Raw genomic sequence first — 22,775 nt, 5'->3', positions numbered from 1 at the left:
AAACAGCCGTGCTGTTGACCTTATTTCGTGTTAATACTATAAAACAGACCCATAAAACAGATAAAGGAAAAAGCTAGAACTGTGATTTCTGATTTTGAGATATGAAATGAAAGTTCTACTTTTGTTTCCCAAACAGAAAAAAATATGAAAGCAACATCTATGTATATTTATCTGGAAGGCGTCAGGTTTTTCGGTCATCACGGAGTCGATCCGCAAGAAACAATAGTAGGAGCTAATTTTACAGTCGATTTAAAACTAAAGACTGATTTTACCCACGCAGCACAAACTGATGAACTGGAGGGAACCATAAGTTATGCGGATGTACATGCAGTTGTCAAAGAAGAAATGAAAACTCCATCCAAACTTTTAGAACATGTTTGTGAACGCATAGGACAAAGACTTTTTCGTGATTTCCCTACAATTCAGGAAATAGCCATCCGGTTATCAAAAGAAAACCCGCCTATGGGAAGTGATTGCAAAAATGTTGGAGTAGAAGTACATTATACACGCTGAGAAAAATTATCAGACCAATATCCGGTCACTTAATGATAAATAGACAGACAATGCCAACAACTCTGCCGACTAAAACAAAGAAAGTTGCTTTCTTCCTTCAGACTGATAAAAATTCATGGAAGCACTGATACCTAATGTTTCTATTTTACGATAAAAAGCCTCATTCAAATAGGGCGCATTAGGAGAGGTGCATTCAGAGCGGTCTTCAAAATAAGTTTTATACCGTTTGGTCATTTTGGGAAAAATCCGCTCTACTTTGTCATAAAAATAATCACGGGATCCCCGTCTTAAAGTTACCCCAAACAAAGGAAGCACATAGGACGCTCCCGCTTCGGCTGCCTTCTCCACTATCTCCTCAATGTCTTCTATAGAATCATTTATAAAGGGCAAGACAGGCATCAATGCCACTCCTGTATATATGCCCCGGTCGGACAATATCTTCATCGCCTTAAAACGCTCGGAAGATGCGGGTGCGTTAGGCTCCAGTTTTCGTGCCATCTCGTCATCAGCTGTAGTGACAGTAAAAGTAACGGCAGCATAAGTGCGTCCTATATCCTGCAACAGATCGGCATCACGAGTAACAAGATTGCTCTTTGTCATCACATGAACAGGAAAACGATGTCTGGCAATAAGTTCCAACGCACCCCCTGTCAGCTTCATCTGTTTCTCCAACGGCATATAAGGATCATTCATTGAACCTGTACCAATGGTCGCTTTTCCACGTTTCGCCCCCAGTTCATGATCCAGCAATTCCAAGGCATTCTTCTTTACAGAAATATGAGAAATATCACCCATGCCATAGCAACAGCTACGTGTATCACAATAAATACAACCGTGTTGGCATCCTCTATACAGGTTCATGTTATAAGCAATACCCCAATAATTATCTTTACTTTTCAAACGTGACAGAATAGACTTTGTTTCAATAGACTTCACCTCATGAACATTCATTTACAGCTCCTTTTCTTTTTTGATCAAATTTCACCAAACAAAGATACGGGAATTATACTATAAAAAGAAATATAAAGAGAAGCAATTTAAAAGAGTTCCAACTGTGAGAAATGTTTTTTACCCAACAGATAATATTTCACAAGAATACTAAAATGAGTCCGTTCCGGAATTATTTCATCTGTTGATTTCATCATATTTTCTATACGAGAAGCAGCAAAAGAGTATCTTATATCCTCAAATTCCCTCCGCGCCTGCATTACAGCACGCGCATTCTCCCTATCCTTTTTCAGATAAAAGACAAAGGCAGCCACCCTATCCAATATACCACGTACAAAAAGAACATGTTCCAACTCTTTATCGGGCAAGTTCTTATAAAGCATCAACAGGTTGTTTCTGAAATTCAGAAAGGTCTTTCTCGGATTCTCTTTTTTCAACGTAGCCCCTCCTACATGATATACCACACTTTGCGGAATGCAGACAAGTTTTTTCCCCCGGCTGCGCAAACGCCAGCACAGATCTATTTCTTCCATGTGAGCAAAAAAACGACTATCCAAACCTCCCGCTTCACGATAATCGGCCAGACGGATAAAAAGAGCGGCTCCCGTCGCCCACATCACCTCCGTTACCGTATCATATTGTCCGCAGTCCTTTTCAAGAACATCAAATATACGCCCTCTGCAAAAAGGATATCCATATCGGTCGATAAATCCTCCCGACGCTCCGGCATATTCAAAATATTCCTTGTTGTGCCAGCTTAACAGTTTAGGTTGGCAGGCAGCTATTCCGGAATGAGTATCCATATAATCCAGCAAAGGTTCCAGCCAATGCGGAGTAACCTCCACATCACTATTCAGCAAAACCACATATTCTGCATCAACTTGTGTCAAAGCCCGGTTATACCCTTCGGCAAAACCATAATTCTGATCCAGTTCAATCAAACGGACTACAGGAAATTCCGTACGGAGCATTTCAAGCGACTCATCAGAGGAGGCGTTATCAGCCACACAAATTTCCACCCCCTCTCCTACTGAATAATCTATAACAGATGGCATAAACTCACGGAGCATATCCGCCCCGTTCCAATTCAATATGACAACAGACACCCTTTTCATTTCTTTTCAAACTAATGTCCAATGTATGGAACAGTTCAGACTAAAATACCTTTCAACGCCGTACCTTCTTCATTGAATTCTCCCATCCTTACACGAACCAACCGGTTATCCAATTGATCATCGTGATCCAATTCCACCCGGATATAATTATCAGTAAATCCATGCATAGGGGTTCCGGCCTTAGATTTTTCCATCAATACCCAAGCTTCTTTTCCTATATGAGAGGTATAGAACGCCTTTGTCTTCTCATCAGACAGAGCCAACAATCTCTGGCTACGACGATGTTTTTCCTCAGGACTCACCACGTAGTCTATTTTCAAGGCCTGTGTACCGGGACGCTCCGAGTAACTGAAAACATGCAACTGCGTCACATCAAGCCCTTCAATAAAACGACAAGCGTCTTCAAAATATTCCTCTGTCTCACCACGTGTCCCCACAATTACATCTACGCCAATAAACGCGTCCGGCATGGTTTCCTTAATTTTACGTATCTTGGAAGCAAACAATGCGGTATCATACCGACGTCTCATCAATTTCAACACATCATCGCTGCCCGACTGCAAAGGGATATGAAAATGCGGCATAAATGCACGTGAACGTGACACATACTCTATTATTTCATCCGTCAGCAAATTGGGTTCAATGGAAGAGATACGATAACGTTCAATCCCTGCCACCTGATCCAAAGCCTTTACCAAATCAAAGAAACTTTCACCGGTTGTCTTTCCGAAATCTCCGATATTCACCCCGGTAATCACAATTTCTTTCCCCCCTTCGGCCGCAGCCTGCCGCGCCTGTTCCACAATCTCTTCAATGCAGCCGTTACGACTACGACCACGAGCAAACGGAATAGTACAATAAGAACAGAAATAATCGCAACCATCCTGCACTTTCAGAAAATAACGAGTCCGGTCACCTCTGGAACACGAAGGTGAAAAACTACGTATATCTTTTGCAGCCGTTGTAATAGCTTCACCTTGAGAATGCTTTTTCAAATTTCCGAGATAATTCATCAACTCCCCCTTTTGCTCGGCCCCTAAAACGACATCCACCCCTTCTATATCAGCCACCTGGTCAGGTTTTAACTGGGCATAACACCCCGTCACCACCACGTATGCACCCGGATGCTGTTTGACCAAACGATGAATGGCCTGCCGACATTTCTTATCCGCAACTTCAGTGACGGAACAAGTATTAATAACACAAATATCAGCTTTCTCACCCTTACGCGCTGTACGTATGCCTGCTTCTTTCAGAGTTTTACCGATAGTTGAGGTTTCTGAAAAGTTCAATTTGCAGCCTAATGTATAATAAACGGCCGTTTTATCCTGGAAAATTGTCGTATCAATCATACTTTCTTATCTAATTAGAAAGCAAAGGTACACATTATTCTGCTTAAATTCTTTAGAATACCAATAATTATGCTTATTTTTGCACATTACATCAAAAATTGTGCAATGATCAAAGAAAACTTTATCAAGCTATATGAAAATAGCTTCAAAGAGAACTGGGATCTACCCTGTTACACAGATTATGGTGAAGATACCACGTTTACATACGGACAAGTAGCAGAAGAAATAGCCAAGATGCACTTGTTATTCCAATATTGCAGCCTGCGCCGTGGCGATAAAATATCCATTATAGGCAAGAATACCTCCCGTTGGTGTATCGCCTATCTGGCCACTGTCACATACGGAGCCATCGTAGTCCCTATTTTACAAGACTTCAAGCCGAATGACGTCCATCATATTGTGAATCATTCCGAATCCACATTCTTGTTTACCAGCGATCATATTTGGGAAAATCTGGAAGAAGAGGCATTAAGTGGATTACGGGCCGTATTCTCTCTGACTGATTTCAGATGTCTGCATCAACGTGACGGTGAAAGCGTCCAAAAATTCATGAAGAATATTGACGCAGCAATGAAAAAGAACTTCCCTGAAGGTTTCCAAAAGGACAATATCAATTACACGGAACTATCCAATGAAAAGGTCATGTTACTGAATTATACCTCAGGAACGACCGGATTCAGTAAAGGAGTAATGATTACAGGCAATAATCTGGCAGGAAACGTCACCTTCGGCATTCGTACAGGACTTTTAAAGAAAGGAGAAAACGTACTTTCTTTCCTTCCTCTGGCCCATGCATACGGATGCGCTTTTGATTTTCTGACCGCTACCGCTGTCGGCACCCATGTTACCTTATTGGGTAAAACACCTTCCCCAAAAATATTGATGAAAGCTTTTGAGGAAGTAAAGCCCAACCTTATTATTACAGTACCGTTAGTTATAGAAAAAATTTATAAGAATGTCATTCAGCCGCTCATCAACAAACGCAGTATGAAATGGGCGCTCAACATTCCTTTGCTAGACCACCAGATCTATGCACAGATTCGTAAAAAACTGATTGACGCATTAGGCGGACGTTTTAAAGAAGTCATTATCGGCGGAGCCGCCATGAATCCGGAAGTCACCGATTTTTTCTACAAGATAAAATTTCCATTCACCATCGGTTACGGCATGACCGAATGTGCCCCACTAATCAGTTATGCCCCTTGGAATGAATTTATTCCCAGTTCTGCCGGAAAGATACTGGATATCATGGAAGTCCGTATTGACTCGGATGATCCTTATAACATTACCGGAGAAATACAGGTACGTGGCGAAAACGTAATGAAAGGCTATTATAAGAACGAAGAAGCTACCCATGAAGTATTTACTGAAGACGGATGGTTGAAGACAGGTGATTTAGGTACAATAGACGCCAACGGATTTATTTATATACGAGGCCGCAGCAAAACCATGCTTTTAAGTTCCAATGGACAGAATATCTTTCCTGAAGAGATAGAATCCAAACTAAATAACATGCCGTTCGTTCTGGAAAGTCTGATCATAGAACGCAACAAGAAATTGGTGGCTTTGGTATATCCTGATTATGAAAGCCTGGACAGCCTGGGACTCAACACACCTGAAAACCTGAAAACAGTAATGGATGAAAACTTGAAGAATCTGAATAAACTGGTGGGCAACTATGAGCAAGTGAGCAAAATACAACTTTATCCCACGGAGTTTGAAAAAACTCCCAAGAAAAGTATCAAACGCTTCTTATATAATAGCATTGCCGAAGAATAAACATGTTATAAAACATACTACTAATCAGCTAAATAGGTTGCATAACATAAAAAAGCAGAAAAAAAGTTGTTCTTTTTGGTACAACGTATTGAAAAAGTGTATACCTTTGCATCGTTTTAAGAAAGCAATGTTAGTATTACAGATTTAAAAAGCAAAGAAAATGAAAAAATTAGTATTTTTGTTCGTAGCATTCGTAGCTGTTTCTTTCGCATCTTGCGGAAACAAGGCTGCAAATAACAACGCTGAAGGAACTGACTCAGTTGCAGTAGTAGAAGAAGCTGCTGTTGTAGAAGAAGTTGTAGCAGATTCAGCTGCTTGTTGTGATTCTACAGCTGCTTGCTGTGACTCTACTAAGGCTGAATAATTTCAGTACGAACACTAGAGAGAGAATTGAAAGTCTGCCGTGCGAAAGCACAACAGACTTTTTTTTATCCGTATCTTTCCAGAAATTCACTCTTCTAATTCCCTTCTTTTAGAAAACCAGCATTATAGAAAAAGCCCGGCTCTCACGAACCGGGCTTTTTCAGCATCATTTTATACTTTAAAGTATTTACAGATTATTCAGCAACTACTTCGAATGGAATTTCTACAGAAACTTCCTTGTGCAGTTTAACGATAGCTTTGTAAGAACCCACTTCTTTCACAGTATCTTTCACAACGATAATCTTTCTGTCCACCTTGTGGCCTAATTTTTCCAATTCTTCAGCGATCTGGATGTTGCTAACTGAACCGAAGATAGTACCTGTAGCACTAACTTTAGTTGCAATAGTTAAAGTTACATCCTTCAACTGTTCTGCCATAGCCTCAGCGTCTTTCTTAATCTTTTCCAATTTGTGAGCGCGTTGTTTCAACTCTTCCGCCAACATTTTCTTAGCTGAAGGTGAAGCAATTACCGCCTTACCAGTCGGAATAAGATAGTTACGACCGTAACCAGACTTTACAGTTACAATATCATTCTTGTAGCCTAAGTTTACTACGTCTTCTTTCAAAATTATTTCCATACCTATTCCTCCTTATTATTTCATCATGTCAGTTACAAATGGAAGTAACGCCAAGTGACGTGCTCTTTTAACAGCCTGCGCAATACGACGTTGGAACTTCAAAGAAGTACCTGTAATACGGCGAGGAAGGATCTTACCCTGTTCGTTCAAGAATTTCTTCAAGAATTCAGGATCTTTGTAGTCAATGTACTTAATACCACTTTTTTTGAAACGGCAGTATTTTTTCTTCTTAACGTCTACTGAGGGCGGAGTTAAATATCTGATTTCTGATTGTTGCTGTGCCATGATTAATCCTCCTTTTTAGTTGATTTAACATTTCTTCTCTTAGCAGCATATTCAGCAGCGTATTTGTCCATTCTGAAAGTCAGGAAACGGATAACACGTTCGTCACGACGGAAGTTAATTTCTAACTTTTCAATAACCTGCGGCTCTGCTTTGAACTCTACCAACTGATAAAAACCAGTTGACTTCTTTTGAATGGGGTAAGCCAGCTTCTTCAAGCCCCAGTTTTCTTCATTGATAATCTCTGCACCTTCTGCAGTCAGAATACCTTTGAATTTCTCTACCGCTTCCTTCATCTGAACGTCAGATAAAACGGGAGTTAAAATGAAAACGGTTTCGTATTGATTCATACTACGTTAATTAAATTATTAAATTAAAATTTCAAATGCGAGTGCAAAAGTAGGCATTTTATCTTAATCTACAAAGAGTTATCACTATTTTCTTAAAAAAATATAGTTTCACCTTACAATTAATCCGCCTTTTTGTATTTTTTATCTGTGAAAAACAAGTTATATCCACCAAGAATTGTATCTTTGCAAAGTTGTTTAAACAATAATTCCATGATAGAACAATTTAGCTTTGACATCCAATTAATATTTGCCATATTGAATGGCAAAGTGTCTGCCGCCATCAATCGGAAACTAAGCCGGAATTTCCGTCAGAACGGTGTGGAAATCACTCCCGAACAGTGGACTGTCCTTCTTTTTCTATGGGAAAAAGACGGTGTCACACAGCAAGAACTATGTAATGCCACCTTTAAAGACAAACCCAGCATGACCCGCTTGATTGACAATATGGAACGCCAGCATTTGGTAGTCCGCATTGCCGATAAAAAAGACCGGCGTACCAATTTGATACACTTGACCAAAACAGGCAGGGAACTGGAAGGCAAAGCACGTTTCATCGCAAACAAAACATTAAAGGAAGCATTACAAGGGTTAACGCTGGAGGAGCTGAAAGTCAGCCAAGATGTATTAAGAAAGGTATTCACCAACATCAAAGACTAAAGTTTTTCAAGGTTTTCATCTTTTTTTCCTAAAATAATTTCCATGATAAGAGAATTATGCTTTAATTTGTACACAAGAATAAATATAATCTATTAATAAAATACACACATGAAAAGCTTACTTAAGAATTTAGGTCTGATACTGATGATCATCGGCGCCGCTATTTTAGTCGGTGTTTTCTTCACCGGAAGTGCAGCAATTAACGACAACGGTGTTTTAGGTGGAAGTGCCGCCCTTATCGTTATAGGTTTAATCGTATATATTGTATTAAACAAACGCATTGTTGATTAAAGTATATAGGAACAAGAATAAAAAAGCCCGGAACCATTCGTTTCGGGCTTTTTTATTTCGTCATTAATCAACCTTATTCAACTTCCGGAGTTATCAGTTTATAACCCTTGCCATGAATATTGATAATTTCGATAGAGTCATCTTCTTTCAAGTGCTTACGCAACTTAGTGATATACACGTCCATGCTTCGGGCATTGAAATAGTTATCATCAATCCAGATTGTCTTCAATGCGAAGTCACGCTGCAAAATCTCATTGGCATGTGCACAAAGCAAGCCCAGCAGTTCAGATTCTTTCGTTGTCAGCTTGGTCTGCTTGCCATCAATAGCCAGAATTTGCTTCTGAGTATCAAAAGTAAAACGACCGATCTTGTAGATATTACTTTCCTTATTTCTCTTACCACGTACACGACGCAAGATAGCTTCAATACGGAAAGTCAGTTCTTCCATACTGAACGGTTTGGTGATATAATCATCCGCACCAATCTTGAAACCTTCCAGAATATCCTCTTTCAATGTTTTAGCAGTCAGGAAGATGATAGGAATTTCAGCGTTAGCCTGACGAATTTCCTGTGCCAAAGTAAAGCCGTCTTTCTTCGGCATCATCACATCCAATACACATAAGTCATATTTATTCTTAAGGAAAGCCTTGTAGCCAGCCTCACCATCCGGGCAAAGTTCGGCCGAGTAGCCTTTTGCCTGCAAATATTCTCTCAATAGCATGCCAAGATTCTCATCATCTTCGCATAACAAGATACGCAATTTCTCGTCCATATTATTCATTTTTAAATAAAGGTAATACAATTATAAATTTAGTCCCTACATTCAATTCACTCTCAGCACGTATAGTTCCTTTGTGATCTTGAATTATTTTTTTCACGTATGCCAGTCCCAAGCCAAAACCTTTCACATCGTGCAGGTTACCGGTATGCACACGATAGAATTTATCAAATATCTTCTTCAGGTTTTCTTTCTTAATACCTATTCCATTATCTTGGATAGAGATATAAAGCTTACCCGATTCATTCCAAGTACGTATATTCAACAGCAATTCACCTTCCGTTTTTTTATATTTCACCGCATTGTCCAGCAAATTAAAAATAACATTCGTAAAATGCATCTCATCTACAAATATATCCGGATTTACCGCATCCAGGTCTGAAGTGATTTTACCATTGTATTTCTCTACTTTCAACGTGAAAGTATTGACCACGCCGACTATCAAATCATTTGCATTCACCTCTTTCATCTTCAGCGTTGCCTTTTGCTTCTCGAACATGGACATCTGCAACACCTTTTCCACCTGAAAACGCAAACGCTTGGTCTCATCATTTATCACTCCGGATATATGCTGGAACATGGCAGGAGATTTTCCCACTGCCGGATCCTTCAACATCTGAGCTGCCAGCGAAATGGTAGAGATAGGTGTCTTGAATTCATGTGTCATATTGTTGATGAAATCATTCTTTATCTCGGTCAACTTCTTCTGACGGAAGATGATATAGATGGTAAAGATAAACGTCACAAGCAATACAAACGTGAAGATCAGTGACGGGATCATAAATTTAACAGAACTGAAGATGTAACTGTTCAATGTAGGGAAGTGAATATTTACTGTTGCCATACGCGCAGGAGGATCATTTTTAAATAAAACCTGCGGATAAGTATTTTCACTACCCTCTGTGGTATAATCCGGACAATGATAAACTTCTGTTCCGTCACGATCTGTCACCGTGAAATGATAAGGAATATCAATCCCATTATTCAGCAGTTCTGTTTTCAAGAACAAATCCAACTGCTTAAAGTTGATCCTTTTGTTCAACGGTTTGTCACTAGCTGTATACAAAATGTTATAGACCACTTCGTCCAGCAATGCACGCTGGTACACATATCTGTCTTTAATTATCTCCTGCAAGGCTCTTGAAGTCTGCGGAATGTTCTTACCGGTCGAAATAATCGCTTTAGGTATATTAGAAGGCCGATTCGCACTGAACCTCATCTTCAATTCAAAAGTAGAATAACCATTCAACCCGTCGGAAGTTATGGAGTACTCATGCGTATGCGCTACCACATCGCCGCTTTCCTCTCCTTCCTTTTCCCCAGACTGTTCCCTGGATAACTGCGCTGCTTTTTCTGTGGCAATCGCATCATCCTCAAGGTACTTTTTAGTTTCCACCAACTCAATATTTCGACACGCCTGGACTAAACTGCGCTGAACAGACTCATCAAATTGTCCTTTACGCATTTTCACCATTTCTTCAATATAGCTTACCTGCAAATACAATAAACTAAGAAACGATAGTCCCATTACAATACCTAATACCCAAATAGTAGACTTTTTCATGTCAGCAAAATTAAAAGCGTTAAATCTTATTCCATAACAGATTAACCAAATTTAAACGGCCATTCTCTATAATTAACCGAAAAAGTCATTTAAGCTAAGATTCTGACTATTATAACAAATTTAACGCCAGTTGGTTTGCAAAAATAATAAAAAATTAAGTTCAAAACCAAATAACAAAGCTAAAAGTTTAAGTTCTCTTAAATAAAAAGAGGCACATTTTTAACGAAATGCACCTCTTCTAAGTATGAAATCTTACACTTTATCAATCATCTTTATTCTCTTTAGCCTCAAATTCCTTCATCAATTTATCTTGTACATCTGTCGGAACCAGCTCATAGCTGGCAAACTTCATTATAAACGAAGCGCGCCCACCTGTCAAGGAACTCAAAGAAGTGGAATAAGAAGACATCTCTTTCAGAGGTACTTTCGCAACCAGTTTTTCATAGCCACTTTCACTGCTCATACCCATAATCATACCACGACGGCCTTGCAAATCGCTCATCACATCGCCCATCTTATCACTGGGGACAAAAACCTCCACATCATAAATCGGCTCCAGAATCTTAGGTCCGGCATTCTTAAACGCTTCACTAAACGCATTACGTCCTGCAAGCATAAACGAGATTTCATTTGAATCTACCGGATGCATCTTACCATCATAGACAATTACCCGTACATCACGTGCGTATGAACCTGTCAACGGACCTTGTTCCATCCGGCTCATAATTCCTTTCAAGATAGCAGGCATAAAACGAGCATCAATAGATCCTCCCACAATACTGTTAATAAAGACTAATTTACCACCCCATTCCAAAGGTATTTCCTCGGTGCCCTTCACATTTATCTTGAATTCCTGACCATTAAACTTATACGTTTCGGGTACAGGCATTCCTTCATAATAAGGTTCAACAATGAGATGGACTTCACCAAACTGTCCCGCACCGCCTGATTGTTTCTTGTGACGATAATCGGCACGAGCTGCTTTAGTGATTGTTTCACGATAAGGAATCTTAGGTTCTTCGAACTTAATCTGCAATTTCTCGTTATTCTCCAAACGCCACTTCAAGGTACGGAGATGGAACTCACCCTGTCCGTGTACAATAGTCTGCTTCAATTCCTTGGATTGCTCCACTTCCCAAGTAGGATCTTCCTCACGCATACGGTTCAATATAACCATCATCTTCTCTACATCAGCCTCGTTTACCGGCTTGATGGCACGTGAATATTTAGCATTAGGATATTTAATGAAATTAAACCGGTTTTCACAGTCCTTGCCGTTCAAGGTATTTCCGGTCTTTACATCCTTCAATTTCACCGTACAACCAATATCACCGGCTACCAGCTCCTGCACCGGAATACGGTTGGCACCTGCACAAACAAAAAGCTGTGCTATGCGTTCCTTGGAACCACGGTCGGCATTAGTCAAGTCATCCCCTTCATGTACTTTACCGCTCATTACTTTAAAATACTGCACACCACCGATATGGGGTTCAACGGCAGTCTTGAAGAAATAGAGAGAAGTAGGTCCATTGGCATCGGGAGGCACGGGAACACCACGCGTATTGTGAACCACAGGCATATCGGATACGAAGGGAACAACATTGCCTAAGAATTCCATCAGACGACGGACACCCATATCCTTGCCTGCACATACGCAGAATACAGGGAACATGCCACGTGCGGCCAATCCCTTACGGATGCCTTCACGCATTTCATCTTCGGTCAACGATTCCGATTCAAAGAATTTCTCCATCAATGTCTCGTCATTTTCAGCAGCAGCTTCCACCAAAGCCTTATGCATCTCCAATGCCTTTTCTTTTTCGGAATCAGGAATTTCTTCAATGGTAGGAGCACCTCCTTCAGGACCCCATGAATATTTTTTCATCAACAGTACGTCAATAAGTTCATGGAAATTAGGACCTGTTTCAAGAGGATATTGCACGGGAACTACCTTGGAACCATAAATGCTACGCAATTGTTCGAGCACATTGTCATAATCACATTTCTCATTATCGAGCTGATTAACCAAAAAGATAACCGGTTTGCCCAATTTTTCCGTATAGCGGAAGTGGTTCTGAGTTCCTACTTCGGGACCATATTGCCCGTTCAATAACAATATAGCAGTATCGGTTACATTCAGCGCGGTTATGGCAGCTCCTACAAAGTCATCACTACCCGGACAGTCAATTATATTTAGTTTTTTTCCGTTCCACTCTACATGATAAACGGTAGAGAATACTGAATAACCATATTCTTGCTCTACCGGAAAATAATCACTAACCGTGTTTTTGGCAGTAATTCTGCCACGACGTTTTATAATACCACTCTCAAAGAGCAAAGACTCTGTGAGGGTGGTTTTACCTGAGCCATCATTGCCAAGAAGTGCAATGTTTTTAATTTCGTTAGTCTGATATACTTTCATGATATCTAAGGTTTAATTATTAACAAACGGATATGTGTTTCATATCTCCTAAAAATGTGGAGCGCAAATTAGAAAATAAAGAGAAAAAAAGCAACTTAAAGAGAGGTGTTACTAAACTATGTTTTACGGCACATTATTAAGAAACCATAGTTTTATGGCTTCACATTCTTGGGGTTAGTAGGCTTTCATTTGTCTGATAAGCCCTTTTTTTATAGCTTTGCTGAAAATTCTAAGTTTATGGCAGGTATTTATCTTCATGTTCCTTTTTGCAAACGACGTTGCATTTATTGCGATTTCTTCTCTACGACTCAAAGCGAAAGAAAAACAGCTTATGTGCATGCACTATGCAGTGAACTGGAAATGCGGAAAGAATACTTGGGCGGTGAAACGGTTGAAACCATTTATTGGGGAGGAGGCACTCCTTCCCAGCTTGACAAAGAAGACTTTGAGACTATCTTCTCCTATATATATAAGAACTATTCCATCGGCAGTCATCCCGAAATAACCCTTGAAGCCAATCCTGACGATCTGAGCCCAGAGTATATCGCTATGCTACGCACCCTCCCCTTCAATCGGCTGAGTATGGGCATTCAGACTTTTAACGAATCCATATTGAAAGTACTGCAACGCCGTCACACCGCCCGGCAAGCCATCGAAGCTTTCCAAAACTGCCGTGCCGCCGGGTTTCAGAATATCAGCATTGACCTGATGTATGGCCTGCCCGGAGAAACCTTGTCAACCTGGCAACAAGATTTGGATCAAGCCCTTTTATTACACCCCGAACATCTATCGGCCTATCACCTGATATACGAAGAAGATACCGTATTGTGGAAGCTGCGTGAACAGCATAAAGTGGAAGAGGCGGACGAAGACTTAAGCGTTTCCTTATTCAGCACACTGATAGACCGGCTGACCTCCGAAGGGTACGATCATTATGAGATTTCCAATTTCTCGCTGCCGGGCCTTTACTCACGCCACAATTCCAGTTACTGGACAGAGAAAAAGTATTTGGGCTGCGGCCCTTCCGCCCACTCATACAATGGCGTTTCCCGCCAATGGAATGTCGCCTCACTGGATACCTATATAAAAGGAATCTCCGCAGGGACACCCGTTTTCGAAATAGAAGAATTGGATTTATATACCCGGTATAACGACTTTGTCATTACCCGCATCCGCACGGAATGGGGTATGCCACTGTCAAAGCTACGTGATGAATTTGGAGAAAAGTTGTACGACTACTGTCTCCGCATGGCTGCTCCGCATTTAAAGCAAGGTACATTAGAACTTGTCAATGATGTATTGAGACTCACCCGCAAAGGCATCTTTATTTCTGACGGGATCATGAGCGACATGCTTTGGACAGACTGAAAAGAATCATCATTCAGGCTCACCTGCAAAATCAGAGAGGAAGTGTGCATAACGGATTGGTACACTCACAGAATAGAACCTCAACAGGCAGTGTACTAAATAATTCATATCAACTCATTTAGTACACTGCCATTCCTTCCCCTAACATTTGAATTATTGATCCCCCAATGAAATTTGGAAAGGAGAAGCCGGCAAGCCGGCCATATTTCTCAAATTCGCATGAACCGGATTATCATCCCAACCATAACGTACCGTCACTGGATGAGGGATATCTTTATGCCATACTGCCACCTGATTCCCATTGACGACAACTGCTTCCGCCCATTGAAAATGTCCATCGGCACCAGCTATCGCAAATCCCGTCAATTCATCTACCGCCCGTAATTTATCAGTTCCCGCTTCAAAAGAAAGAATAGCCTTTCCTTCATGATTGACAGTCATGCCCGTACACATGGGCCCATTGTGCACACTCTTTTTATCACCATACACCCCTCTTTTCACCAACAGGGAGATACGTCTTGCCAGTTCTTTTTTATTCAATGGATGAATGTCGTTCCACTCGCCCAAATCACTCGCTACCGCTAAAGCTGCATTCGGGACTTTCAACGCTACTTGCCGTTGCGCTTCACGCAAAGCCGCCCAATTACTTTCTACCGGCTCCGGATGTGTCTGCATGAAATTGGCCAGCTGTACAATGAAGAAAGGCAATTCTTTATCAGCCAGTTTCTCACGCCAGTCAATAATCATGGCAGCCAGCAATTCCTCATATTCATTAGGACGGCCCGTATTCGTTTCTCCCTGATACCACAACGCACCGGTAAAGGCCAGATTACGCAGAGGAGAAATCATGGAATTATACATGCCGGTAGGAACATTCTGAAAAGAGACACTGTTGGTGCGTGCAGGCATCTCACAGCCTAATTGATATTTCCAGCGGCTGGACAAACGGACTGTATCTGTCCCCCATGCCAGACAATAAGGTTTATCGGGCACAAAACTGGCGGCCCCTCCGTAATTAATCAGCCGGACAGTCACCAGATTCTCACCGGGTTTCAATATAGAAGCCGGCACCCGATAAATACGCGGCGGATACTGATAGAAAGTGTTACCTACAAAAATCCCGTTCACAAACACCGAATCGGCATCCACCATGCACCCCAAACGAAGAACGGCTTCTTTTCCGGCTTGTTCCGTTGATACATTCACTTTCTGACGGAACCAATGAGAGCCACACACCGGATATCCATTCTTTCTTCCCCATTCCTTGGAAAACATATCTACTGTCTGCCAGTCCGTATCATCCAGTTCCGGACGATTCCAGCATATCCCGTCATGAAGTCCCCGGTCTCCTTTGTACAAAGCGGTATCCCAAAAACGGTTCATCATCTGTCCCGAACGGTTGCACAACTCACGATACTCATCCGAATTAAACAAATCACGCTCGTGCAACTGACGCGGAAACTTCTGCAAGGCCTCCTCACTCATCCAAGCCTCGACGGAACTCCCCCCCCAACTGGAGTTAACAATGCCCACAGGTACTTGCGTCTCCCTATACATCTCCTTGGCAAAGAAATAAGCCAAAGCAGAGAAGGAAGGAGCAGTTTCTTTAGTCAGCGGCATCCAGTCTGCCCCCGGCAGATCGTCTTTAGGTCCATGCAAATCATTGCCTAAAGGAATCTTCACATACCGTATCATCGGATTCTCATCCCTTGCTATTTCCTCGGCAAATTTATCAGTCACCCGTCCGGCGGTCAATTCCATGTTGGACTGTCCGGAGCAAAGCCAGACATCACCCACTAGAATATCTTTCAACCGGATATCATTCACGGTCATTTCAAAAGGGCCGCCTGCCTTCATGGGAGGCAGCTCCACCAGCCACTTACCATCTTCCCCGGCTACCGTACTGAATTTCTTCTTTTTAAAAACAACGGTCACATTCTCTCCTTTATCGGCATTTCCCCATATTTTAACGGGCCGCTCACGTTGCAATACCATACCGTCCGATAGGATGGCAGGCAATTTCACCTTTGCTTCGGTCCATGCGGAAAATGCACAAAGAACCGACATTACTAAAGCCAACTTATATTTCATTTTTCTTATAAAGTTAAAAACCGTAATTTATTTATTGAACCCACTCTCAGGACATTCATAGTTCGAGATTTCCAACCGGAAGCGTTTCATATCCTCCAACTCGTGTACCGGACGTTCTATGCCGGCCGGAACAGGCATCCCTGAGAAAGTCTGGAAATAAAGCAGACAAGCATCTTTCCACCACACAGCGTCACGCATCTGGATTTTCAATTTCGACTGCACTTCCCCGAACCGGCGTGCATCTACAAAAGGTTCCACACTGTCCCATACTTCCTGAAAACCACGTACCTGCCGCACACCTCTATCGTATGCATGGCACAACTCCCCCCAAAGCGTACGTCCGCTTTTCATCTGATGATGCCAAGGCACATGATGGAACCAAAGCAAATAAATCTCGGGGCAAGTTGCCTTGTCATTGTAAATCTGACGAAGTGAATCGGGATACTGAGAAACGGCATCACTCCCTTTGCTGCTACGGTCGAAACCGATTCCCTCCTTATCTGCCTTATGATAATAAGAAGGTAGCCAGTCCGGACGAGCACCGGGCACACTACACCACGGTTCAGGCCCATAATGGTGCCCCCATGCAAACTGATGATGCAGCCCCAACGGCATCATATAATTCACCACCGCCTCCCGGCTCTGCAACATCATCTCTTTGACCGGACGGACAAATGCCGGCTGGGAAGTAAACGTCTGCCGCAACCACTCATCCGCAATCCGGTCTGAAGTCAGCGACGGATTCCATGCCAACCGCCCGAAAGCATACCAGTTGGCTTGTGCAAAATGGTGTCCGCACCAGTTCACATCCGTACCGATGTTTGCCACACCCGCCGCAGCTTTTAATCTATCCGGACGCACCTCGCCAAAGAACTCCTCCCATAAAGGAACCAAATAGGCCAGATGATTGGAAAAGCCTAAATACTCCTGAGTGATTTGAAACTCCACCATCATGGGAGTCCGCTTCATGGCTGTGAACAAAGGGCTGTAAGGTTCGCGAGGCTGGAAATCTATCGGTCCGTTCTTTATCTGTACTATTACATTGTCATGAAACTGCCCGTCCAAAGGCATAAACTCCAAATAGGCCTGCTTGGCACGGTCACTGTCGGTAGGACTATAGACAAACGCCCTCCACATCACGATTCCTCCGTAGGGTTTCAACGCATCCGCCAGCATATTCGCTCCCTCGGCATGAGTACGCCCGAAATCACATGGTCCCGGCTGCCCCTCCGAATTGGCCTTTACCAAAAAGCCGCCAAAATCAGGTATCAACGTATAGATTTCTTTCACTTTCCGCCTCCACCACCGGATGACCTCCTTGTCCAACGGATCTGCCGTATCCAACTTGCCCAACTGGATAGGAGATGCAAAATTAACCGATAAATAGACCTTTATACCATAAGGCCGGAAGACATCAGCCAATGCCTTGACTTTCTCCAGACTGGAGGTTGCCAGCACTTGGGGCGAGGCATTGACATTATTCAGCACCGTTCCATTAATACCCACAGAAGCATTGGCACGGGCGTATGCCTCGTAACGTGGTGACAAAGTTCCGGGAAGTTCTTCCCAATTCCACAAAGAACGACCGGCATAACCACGCTCCACCGTACCATCCGGATTATCCCAATGGTTCAAGATGCGAAGATCATACACAGGTTGTTCAGTAACCGACAGAGGTACTGTGACCTGCCCCGCCGCCTGCATACGCAACAGACTATAAACACCATAAAGCAATCCTGCCTCGGTGGATGAAAGAATACGGACCTGATGTTCCGAAGAAGTGATGGCAAACCCATCCCCCTGCCCTGTCCTCTTTTTCTCCAAAAGTACAGGCTCTCCCTTCCAGGCGTTTTTCAACTCAGCAATGGCAATGGCTATGGTGGGTGACACTTTTCCTTTATATATAACTTCCACCTCCGCACCTTCCGCCGGGCGCATCACCGGCAACCACAAGCGGCTGCCGTCTTCTTCTGCCGGACGGGCATTGTCCGGTCGTGTACCGGCCTGCAACATTCCTGCCGCCAAGCACCCGCACATCATTCCTATCCAAACTGTCAATCTGATGTTTTTCATTGTCCATTCAGTTTATTTCTCCGGCAAGGAGATTCGTCCATAAACAGATAACTATCCTCATAACCGCCATAATCCACCACAATCTTTTCAAATACGATGGCAGGCTCCACCGGTTTCAGAACCAATGTATAGGTTCCGTCCGCACGGTCGGGCAGGCTCAATTTCACCCGGGTCTTCACCACCCGACGGGCCACTGTGGGATACAGTACACGATATACATTATCCGGATGCTCGTTCAACTCCGCATTGAAACAGACAGTCTGCTCCTCCCCTCCTTCAAAACCTACTGTGTAGCGATGACCTTCCCGTCTGAGGAAGGGCAGGGTGGATTTCACAATGACATACACATTTACCGTATCTACTTTTTGCGGTATTTTCATTTTATAAGAGAGCGAAGCTCCCTCAGCAGACTGTGTATAAGGCATCAAAGCCACTCCGCTCAGCGTACGTCCCATGTGCGGTATGACTGTCCAAACGGTCTTCGGTGCCACGGATGATGCAAAGTAATGCTCCGCCTCCATGGAAACCACCCCTTTGTCACCGGCAAACAAATATCCTCCTACAGCCTGTTCCGGTTGCTCTATCCGGTAAACTTCCGGCAAACGGTCGGCAGGGAAATCATCGTTCCACGAAGTATAGCCTATATGTTTCTGCGTCATCATTCCGTTCCACTTGCCTCCCGACATTTCTTCGTTGTATTCCCTGCACAATTCCGCATCGCGCCTAAACGCCTTCTCCACCTTGTCGGCCCACTCATTCGCCTGCGGATTGTTCTCCTGGTACAATTTGTGATTCATGGCTTGTGCATAGTACATTTCATATAGATTGGCCATCGCCTGCACAGGAAAAAGAATCAGTTGGCGATAAGCATCCCTGTAAGCGGTATCCAGTTTCAAATACTGCCGCAAGGCTTCCGCCTCCAGCTTCACATACTCATCGGCCACCTGCCTCCATTCCCCCGAAGCCAAGTGATAAGTATCCTTATCCAGCATCTCGGGAGTCACGCGTCCATTGTACTTGCAATACAGGTTCAGGATACGCATGGCCTCATCCGCCTGTTCCTCACCGAACTGTTGCGCACAAAACGCCCGTGTATGCTCCAACAGATTCCCTGCCGCATAGCGTTCCGGATTCCAAGCCATATTCATAAAAAGAGTGATAGGATACTCCATCGGTTTCAAATCACCCACATTCAATATCCAAAGCTTATCCACCCCATAGCTGTAAGTCAACTGAAGCTGTTCCCACATATTTTGTATAGGAGTTACATTCAACCATTTGGAATTACGGGGAGCCCCCACATAATCTACATGATAATACATCCCCCATCCGCCGGAACGCTTCCGTCCTTTGGCATCCGGCAACCGGCGCACATCCCCCCAGTTGTCATCACTCAGCAACATAATCACATCATCGGGCACACGGAGTCCCATGTCATAATAGCGTTGCACCTCTTTATAAATAGCCCATACCTGCGGACGTTTCTCCGGCGCTTTTCCCGTCACTTCCTTGATAATACGACGCTGATTCCGGAATATCTTCTCCATCAGGCGCATGTTTTCCTCATCACGCGGCACATATTTGTCATCTTCTCCTTCCTTTCCACCCATCGGAGTATCACCGTCACCTCTCATACCAATGGTAATCAAATCTTCCGTACCGGCGGCACGCTCCATACCTTCACGGAAAAAACGGTCAATCACTTGCTGATTGGAAGCATAGTCCCACACCCCATATTCGCTACGCTTCCTTACCCATTCCTGATGATTGCGTGCCATAGGCTCATGGTGTGAGGTTCCCATTATAATCCCCATCTCATGGGCGGTCTTGCTGTTCTCCGGATCATCCGCATAAAAGCTCCAACCCCACATGGCAGGCCACATAAAGTTACCACGCAGACGCAAAATCAGTTCGAACACACGGGCATAAAAACGATGATCACCATAATTCGTGCCGTAAGTGTGCTTCACCCATCCGGTCAGGCAAGGAGCCTCGTCATTCAAAAAGATACCCCGATACTTTACCGCCGGTTCTCCCGCCGTATAACTTCCACGCGTCATCGAAAGATTCTGCCGGGGCATCACCGGCACATCCGCCCAGTCGTACCACGGCGAAACACCAATCTGTTCCGAAAGCTCATAAATCCCATAAATCGTTCCGCGTTTGTCACTTCCCACAATGACGAGCGCCTCATCCACTCCGTTCAAGGGAGCAGATACCACGGTCATCAGGTATTTCTCATTCTTGCCCTCCAGCAACGAAGCATCTATCTTTTTCGCCTTTACCAATTCCCGGATATAACGGCTTTTCAACGTACCTATCATAATCATGCGCTTTACACCGGGAGTATAGCATAACCCGGCATCCCGGCCACTCACCCGTTTAAAGTCATTCTGAAGATTCCTTACTGCTATCATCACACCGGCATCCTCCTGCTCGTCCACCAATATTTCATTGGCCACTCCGTTTTCCATCAGTGTGAAACGTTCGGGAGCCAGCCGGTCGAAAGTAATCCCTTTATGATCTATAGCTCCTACATTCAGGCACAAGGTGGAGAACAAGAATATCCCCACACATTTTTTTAGTTTCATTCTATTCACTTTTTAGTTACCGTACTCAAAATAATCTATATCCACATATCCTCCCAAATCTTTAGTAGCATAATTAAAAATAGCAAACTTGCTTCCCATAAAGAATTTGGTATAATCAAAAACCATTTTACAAGGCTCCCCTATTCGTTTCCACGTTTTCTTGTCATAACTGTAGTAAAAAGTGGCTTCATCTTTTTTATCGGCAAAGTCGCCCTCCATACGAAGATAGACCACCTCTTTCTCACAATCTATGCGTTCTTTCTCCAGCACTTCCACAGCAGTCACCCTTTTTTCCCGATCCGAAAGACTGACAGACTGATGTGACATCACCCACTGCTTTTTCCCGTTTTCCATGACCACTGCCAGCACTCCGGACAACCCATTGAAAGCACTGAAGCCCGCAACATCCCCTTCTTTCATCTTCGAGACATCCATAGCTACCACACCGCTGCATTTCGGCCCGCTCATACGCTGAGTCAAGGTATTGGGAGCCAGAAACAGATTATCCACCACCCTTCCGGTCCTCAACCGCAGGAAACCCGGACGCTCTGTCAGCGACCAGCAATCGTCCAACGGATTATGGTTCCACTGCCAGTTCAAGCTCAACCGGCCGGTGTCGAAATCATCACTTCCCATGATACTTCCTTTACACTCCTCTCCGGAAGCAGGCATCTCCATACACTCGGGCACACGTCCGTCCGCATCACCCAGTATCGGCCAACCGTCTTCCCAGCGGCAGGGCATCAATGTGGGCACACGCCCTATGCCGCCCCTATCCTGAAAAATAAAGCCATACCAGTTTCCGTCAGGAGTATCGACTATACAGCCTTGTCCCACGCCACCATATCCTTGAAATTCGGTTTCTAAAATCACCTTTTTCTCATACGGACCGGTTATCTGGTCGGCACGATAGCACACCTCACGACGTAACCGTCCGGGAATGCTCCAGTCCATGGAAATCATCATCACGTAATATCTGCCGTTATGCTTGAATGCCTGACTTCCTTCCAAAAGTCCCTGCTCATCGGCATCCCGCTCGAATATCTTTTGGTCTATACCTCCCGGCTCCACATCGCTCAGGTCGCTCTTGAGCTGACGAAGTTGTCCGGTGCCATAAAACAGATAGACTTTGCCGTCATCATCAAAAAACAAAGAAGCATCATGATGATGAGGCGGACGGGAGACTAATGTCCATTCGCCCGCCGGATCTTCGGCGGTATAGATATAACCACGATGAGGTTCATCATTGGGTGAGAACCATACATAGAACCGTCCGTCATGATAGCGGATGCTGGAGGCCCATTGTCCGCGACCATATACCGTACCTTCCTTCAAATCATAACGGGGCAAGTCAGTAAGCCGTTGAAACACATAACTGATCGTTTCCCAATGCACCAAGTCCTTTGAACGCATCACCGGACAACCCGGCATCAGGTGCATGGTGGTGCTTACCAGATAGTAATAGTTTCCCACCCTTATCATGGAAGGGTCAGGTACATCCGCCTCAATCACCGGATTATGGAACATTTCCCGTTGTTGTGCAAACGCCCCCGACAAACCAATGATCCAAACTATAAAAATAATGATCTTCTTCATCTCT

Annotated in this window: 19 protein-coding genes; 6 read left to right on the top strand and 13 right to left on the bottom strand. The window is 43.6% G+C overall.

The features are described from left to right. The first annotated feature begins 144 nt into the window (after window positions 1-144). Window positions 145-513 (top strand): dihydroneopterin aldolase, encoded by a 369-nt coding sequence (gene folB, locus ACYQ0C_RS06460; RefSeq protein ID WP_016276974.1) that lies wholly within the window; start codon window positions 145-147, stop codon window positions 511-513. Between the two features lie 69 nt (window positions 514-582). Here folB and ACYQ0C_RS06455 read toward each other — a convergent pair whose 3' ends face one another. The 3 genes from ACYQ0C_RS06455 to mtaB all read right to left on the bottom strand — a co-directional run bounded on the left by ACYQ0C_RS06455 (window position 583) and on the right by mtaB (window position 3,928). Beyond that, window positions 583-1,464: an SPL family radical SAM protein gene (locus tag ACYQ0C_RS06455; protein ID WP_016276975.1), complete on the bottom strand. Its 882-nt coding sequence runs from the start codon at window positions 1,462-1,464 to the stop codon at window positions 583-585. An 86-nt stretch (window positions 1,465-1,550) separates the two neighbouring features. Next, window positions 1,551-2,576 (bottom strand): glycosyltransferase family 2 protein, encoded by a 1,026-nt coding sequence (locus tag ACYQ0C_RS06450; protein WP_016276976.1) that lies wholly within the window; start codon window positions 2,574-2,576, stop codon window positions 1,551-1,553. Between the two features lie 35 nt (window positions 2,577-2,611). Further along, entirely contained in the window at window positions 2,612-3,928 is a 1,317-nt protein-coding gene (gene mtaB / locus ACYQ0C_RS06445) for a tRNA (N(6)-L-threonylcarbamoyladenosine(37)-C(2))-methylthiotransferase MtaB (protein WP_016276977.1), read from the bottom strand. A 105-nt stretch (window positions 3,929-4,033) separates the two neighbouring features. Here mtaB and ACYQ0C_RS06440 point away from each other — a divergent pair, with 105 nt between their 5' ends. Both ACYQ0C_RS06440 and ACYQ0C_RS06435 read left to right on the top strand, forming a co-directional pair. Then, window positions 4,034-5,707: a long-chain fatty acid--CoA ligase gene (locus ACYQ0C_RS06440; RefSeq protein WP_025017493.1), complete on the top strand. Its 1,674-nt coding sequence runs from the start codon at window positions 4,034-4,036 to the stop codon at window positions 5,705-5,707. Window positions 5,708-5,867: 160 nt separating this feature from the next. Further along, the gene (locus ACYQ0C_RS06435) at window positions 5,868-6,071 is read left to right on the top strand and encodes a PG1828 family lipoprotein (protein WP_016276979.1); all 204 of its coding nucleotides are present in this window, start codon (window positions 5,868-5,870) and stop codon (window positions 6,069-6,071) included. A gap of 193 nt (window positions 6,072-6,264) precedes the next feature. Here ACYQ0C_RS06435 and rplI read toward each other — a convergent pair whose 3' ends face one another. The 3 genes from rplI to rpsF are packed head-to-tail and all read right to left on the bottom strand — an operon-like array spanning window position 6,265 to window position 7,340. Next, the gene (gene rplI, locus ACYQ0C_RS06430) at window positions 6,265-6,708 is read right to left on the bottom strand and encodes a 50S ribosomal protein L9 (protein ID WP_016276980.1); all 444 of its coding nucleotides are present in this window, start codon (window positions 6,706-6,708) and stop codon (window positions 6,265-6,267) included. A gap of 15 nt (window positions 6,709-6,723) precedes the next feature. Further along, on the bottom strand, window positions 6,724-6,993 hold the full coding sequence (gene rpsR / locus ACYQ0C_RS06425; RefSeq protein ID WP_005841178.1) for a 30S ribosomal protein S18: 270 nt from the start codon (window positions 6,991-6,993) through the stop codon (window positions 6,724-6,726). A gap of 2 nt (window positions 6,994-6,995) precedes the next feature. Then, the gene (gene rpsF / locus ACYQ0C_RS06420) at window positions 6,996-7,340 is read right to left on the bottom strand and encodes a 30S ribosomal protein S6 (protein ID WP_016276981.1); all 345 of its coding nucleotides are present in this window, start codon (window positions 7,338-7,340) and stop codon (window positions 6,996-6,998) included. Between the two features lie 210 nt (window positions 7,341-7,550). Between rpsF and ACYQ0C_RS06415 the strand changes: the two genes are divergently transcribed. Both ACYQ0C_RS06415 and ACYQ0C_RS06410 read left to right on the top strand, forming a co-directional pair. Then, a complete protein-coding gene (locus ACYQ0C_RS06415) occupies window positions 7,551-7,997 on the top strand; it encodes a MarR family winged helix-turn-helix transcriptional regulator (protein WP_016276982.1) in 447 nt (148 codons plus the stop codon). A 108-nt stretch (window positions 7,998-8,105) separates the two neighbouring features. After that, complete coding sequence (locus ACYQ0C_RS06410; RefSeq protein WP_005851190.1) at window positions 8,106-8,288, top strand: hypothetical protein; 183 nt, start codon at window positions 8,106-8,108, stop codon at window positions 8,286-8,288. Window positions 8,289-8,361: 73 nt separating this feature from the next. On the opposite strand, the gene rprY is transcribed toward ACYQ0C_RS06410, so the two are convergent. From rprY to ACYQ0C_RS06395, 3 genes are all read right to left on the bottom strand, one after another. After that, window positions 8,362-9,060 carry a response regulator transcription factor RprY gene (gene rprY, locus ACYQ0C_RS06405; RefSeq protein WP_005841169.1) on the bottom strand — a complete coding sequence of 233 codons (699 nt, stop codon included), beginning with the start codon at window positions 9,058-9,060 and terminating at the stop codon, window positions 8,362-8,364. 1 nt (window position 9,061) lies between these two features. Continuing rightward, entirely contained in the window at window positions 9,062-10,630 is a 1,569-nt protein-coding gene (locus ACYQ0C_RS06400) for a sensor histidine kinase (protein WP_016276983.1), read from the bottom strand. Window positions 10,631-10,892: 262 nt separating this feature from the next. Beyond that, complete coding sequence (locus ACYQ0C_RS06395; protein WP_016276984.1) at window positions 10,893-13,052, bottom strand: elongation factor G; 2,160 nt, start codon at window positions 13,050-13,052, stop codon at window positions 10,893-10,895. 237 nt (window positions 13,053-13,289) lie between these two features. Between ACYQ0C_RS06395 and hemW the strand changes: the two genes are divergently transcribed. Next, entirely contained in the window at window positions 13,290-14,420 is a 1,131-nt protein-coding gene (hemW, locus tag ACYQ0C_RS06390; protein WP_016276986.1) for a radical SAM family heme chaperone HemW, read from the top strand. A 153-nt stretch (window positions 14,421-14,573) separates the two neighbouring features. On the opposite strand, the gene ACYQ0C_RS06385 is transcribed toward hemW, so the two are convergent. From ACYQ0C_RS06385 to ACYQ0C_RS06370, 4 genes are read right to left on the bottom strand one after another with little or no spacing between them, the layout of a single operon-like run. Continuing rightward, window positions 14,574-16,511 carry a sialate O-acetylesterase gene (locus ACYQ0C_RS06385; RefSeq protein ID WP_016276987.1) on the bottom strand — a complete coding sequence of 646 codons (1,938 nt, stop codon included), beginning with the start codon at window positions 16,509-16,511 and terminating at the stop codon, window positions 14,574-14,576. 27 nt (window positions 16,512-16,538) lie between these two features. After that, the gene (locus ACYQ0C_RS06380) at window positions 16,539-18,584 is read right to left on the bottom strand and encodes an alpha-glucuronidase (protein ID WP_016276988.1); all 2,046 of its coding nucleotides are present in this window, start codon (window positions 18,582-18,584) and stop codon (window positions 16,539-16,541) included. Next, a complete protein-coding gene (locus ACYQ0C_RS06375) occupies window positions 18,581-21,175 on the bottom strand; it encodes a glycosyl hydrolase 115 family protein (RefSeq protein ID WP_016276989.1) in 2,595 nt (864 codons plus the stop codon). The genes ACYQ0C_RS06380 and ACYQ0C_RS06375 overlap by 4 nt, the downstream gene beginning before the upstream one ends. Before the next feature lie 12 nt (window positions 21,176-21,187). Next, window positions 21,188-22,771: a glycoside hydrolase family 43 protein gene (locus ACYQ0C_RS06370; RefSeq protein WP_016276990.1), complete on the bottom strand. Its 1,584-nt coding sequence runs from the start codon at window positions 22,769-22,771 to the stop codon at window positions 21,188-21,190. Window positions 22,772-22,775: the final 4 nt, after the last annotated feature.

The sequence above is a fragment of the Phocaeicola sartorii JCM 17136 = DSM 21941 genome, assembly GCF_054653615.1.
Note: the sequence above shows the minus strand (reverse complement) of the source record. Positions and strands in the feature narration are given on the sequence as shown.

Coding starts and splice junctions, on each gene's coding strand:
- ACYQ0C_RS06450 (WP_016276976.1), bottom strand. CDS start 2,576: ATGAAAAGGGTGTCTGTTGTCATATTGAATTGGAACGGGGCGGATATG.
- hemW (WP_016276986.1), top strand. CDS start 13,290: ATGGCAGGTATTTATCTTCATGTTCCTTTTTGCAAACGACGTTGCATT.
- ACYQ0C_RS06375 (WP_016276989.1), bottom strand. CDS start 21,175: ATGAAACTAAAAAAATGTGTGGGGATATTCTTGTTCTCCACCTTGTGC.
- rpsF (WP_016276981.1), bottom strand. CDS start 7,340: ATGAATCAATACGAAACCGTTTTCATTTTAACTCCCGTTTTATCTGAC.
- rpsR (WP_005841178.1), bottom strand. CDS start 6,993: ATGGCACAGCAACAATCAGAAATCAGATATTTAACTCCGCCCTCAGTA.
- ACYQ0C_RS06400 (WP_016276983.1), bottom strand. CDS start 10,630: ATGAAAAAGTCTACTATTTGGGTATTAGGTATTGTAATGGGACTATCG.
- ACYQ0C_RS06380 (WP_016276988.1), bottom strand. CDS start 18,584: ATGAAAAACATCAGATTGACAGTTTGGATAGGAATGATGTGCGGGTGC.
- ACYQ0C_RS06385 (WP_016276987.1), bottom strand. CDS start 16,511: ATGAAATATAAGTTGGCTTTAGTAATGTCGGTTCTTTGTGCATTTTCC.
- mtaB (WP_016276977.1), bottom strand. CDS start 3,928: ATGATTGATACGACAATTTTCCAGGATAAAACGGCCGTTTATTATACA.
- ACYQ0C_RS06415 (WP_016276982.1), top strand. CDS start 7,551: ATGATAGAACAATTTAGCTTTGACATCCAATTAATATTTGCCATATTG.
- ACYQ0C_RS06435 (WP_016276979.1), top strand. CDS start 5,868: ATGAAAAAATTAGTATTTTTGTTCGTAGCATTCGTAGCTGTTTCTTTC.
- ACYQ0C_RS06440 (WP_025017493.1), top strand. CDS start 4,034: ATGATCAAAGAAAACTTTATCAAGCTATATGAAAATAGCTTCAAAGAG.
- ACYQ0C_RS06395 (WP_016276984.1), bottom strand. CDS start 13,052: ATGAAAGTATATCAGACTAACGAAATTAAAAACATTGCACTTCTTGGC.
- folB (WP_016276974.1), top strand. CDS start 145: ATGAAAGCAACATCTATGTATATTTATCTGGAAGGCGTCAGGTTTTTC.
- rprY (WP_005841169.1), bottom strand. CDS start 9,060: ATGGACGAGAAATTGCGTATCTTGTTATGCGAAGATGATGAGAATCTT.
- rplI (WP_016276980.1), bottom strand. CDS start 6,708: ATGGAAATAATTTTGAAAGAAGACGTAGTAAACTTAGGCTACAAGAAT.
- ACYQ0C_RS06370 (WP_016276990.1), bottom strand. CDS start 22,771: ATGAAGAAGATCATTATTTTTATAGTTTGGATCATTGGTTTGTCGGGG.
- ACYQ0C_RS06455 (WP_016276975.1), bottom strand. CDS start 1,464: ATGAATGTTCATGAGGTGAAGTCTATTGAAACAAAGTCTATTCTGTCA.
- ACYQ0C_RS06410 (WP_005851190.1), top strand. CDS start 8,106: ATGAAAAGCTTACTTAAGAATTTAGGTCTGATACTGATGATCATCGGC.